The sequence below is a fragment of the Arhodomonas sp. KWT genome (genome assembly GCF_010993615.1).
In genome coordinates this window covers 1-1,516 of the sequence record NZ_WNXE01000419.1, presented here as the reverse complement: position 1 = coordinate 1,516, position 1,516 = coordinate 1, and the positions used below count along the sequence as shown (strand labels likewise).

Here is a 1,516-nt window from a genome sequence, read left to right as displayed (position 1 = left end):
GCGAAGTTCAGCCGCGCCCCGGGGAACCACTCCGCGCCGGGCATCTCCCGGGCGCCGAGCACCTGCTCGTACGGTGCCGAGGCGATCACCCCGGTGTACTCCCAGATCGTCGCCCAGAAGGCCTCGATGTCCGCCACCGACCAGCGGTGCAGTGCGTGATAGTCCGGGAACGGCCCGTAACCACGCTCCTCCAGCCAGCGAATGTAATGCGCCATGCTGCTGTTATGGAGCTCGTAGTCGGAGGGCTCTCGTACGATGGGGAAGTCGGCGCTCATTGCTTGTGATCCTTGATCTGTCTGTCTTCCCGCCGCGCTCGCGGCGGCTCCTGCCTCGACCCGGGATCGTAACCGATCGGGCGATGCGAGTGGAGGGGCCGGCCTGCGGAGCCGGCGAGCGGCGGCGCTTGCAAGTGCGCGCGCGGAGACTGCGATAATGAGCACCGGATCGGGCGCCGGTCCCCACCTCATCAGACGACGGGAGCATCTGGATCATGACTCTGAAAGACAAGGCAGCAGTGGTCACCGGTTCCACCAGCGGCATCGGCCGCGCGGTCGCAGAAAGCCTGGCGGGTGCCGGGGCGAACGTCGTCATCAACGGTATCGAACCGCGGGAGGAGGGCGGGGCGATCGCCGATGCCATCGCCTCGGAGCACGGCGTGACCGTGCGCTACAACCCCGCGGACATGAGCAGGCCGGAGGAGGTCGAGGCGCTGATCGCCGACTGTGTCGAGGCCTTCGGCCGCATCGACGTCCTGGTCAACAACGCCGGCATCCAGTTCACCGCCCCCACCGAGGAATTCCCCCGGGAGAAATGGGACGCTATCATCGCGATCAACCTTTCCTCGGCCTTTCACGCCGCCCACGCCGCGCTGCCGCACATGCAGCGCCAGGGCTGGGGCCGCATCATCAACACCGCCTCCGCCCACGGCCTGGTGGCCTCGGTCAACAAGGCCGCCTACGTCTCCGCCAAGCACGGCATCGTCGGCCTGACCAAGGTCATCGCCCTGGAAAACGCCGACCGCGGCATCACCTGCAACGCGATCTGCCCCGGGTGGGTGGAGACCCCGCTCATCCAGGCGCAGATCCAGAAGATCGCCGACGAGCAGGGCCTGTCCATCGACGACGCCAAGATCGAGCTTGTCCGCCACAAGCAGCCGTCCAAGCAGTTCGTCCAGCCCGAGCAGATCGGGGCGCTGGCGGCGTTCCTGTGCACCGACGCGGCGTCCCAGATCACCGGCGCGTCCATGCCGGTGGACGGCGGCTGGACCGCACAGTAGCGGACGCGACACCATCCGGTCGGTCGTGCACGGTCGTGGGCCCGTGTGCGACATGCCGTCGCAGATGGCGCGAGAGGTCACACGACTGCGGCGCCTGTCCCACGGTGCGGAAGCACCCCCACGTCCGGCGAATGTCGGCTGCGGTCGGGCGACCGGTCCATTTCCGGTGTGGCGAGGATGTCGGCTGCCCAGAGCAGCCGACCTGCGGCCGCGCCCCCCTCTCCCCTTGCGGGAGAGGGG

General features: G+C 68.5%; 2 protein-coding genes. One reads left to right on the top strand and one right to left on the bottom strand.

Annotation, left to right across the window (positions count from 1 at the left end; all coding sequences use genetic code 11):
* Window positions 1-275: acetyl-coenzyme A synthetase N-terminal domain-containing protein (locus G7A99_RS19520; RefSeq protein WP_305792342.1), on the bottom strand; the 275-nt coding region annotated here is incomplete at its 3' end.
* A 215-nt stretch (window positions 276-490) separates the two neighbouring features.
* Here G7A99_RS19520 and G7A99_RS19515 point away from each other — a divergent pair.
* Complete coding sequence (locus G7A99_RS19515) at window positions 491-1,276, top strand: 3-hydroxybutyrate dehydrogenase (protein WP_040409164.1); 786 nt, start codon at window positions 491-493, stop codon at window positions 1,274-1,276.
* The last annotated feature ends 240 nt before the right edge of the window (window positions 1,277-1,516 follow it).

Bases quoted from the DNA above. Each gene is read 5' to 3' on its own strand.
- G7A99_RS19515 (WP_040409164.1), top strand. From the start codon at position 491: ATGACTCTGAAAGACAAGGCAGCAGTGGTCACCGGTTCCACCAGCGGC.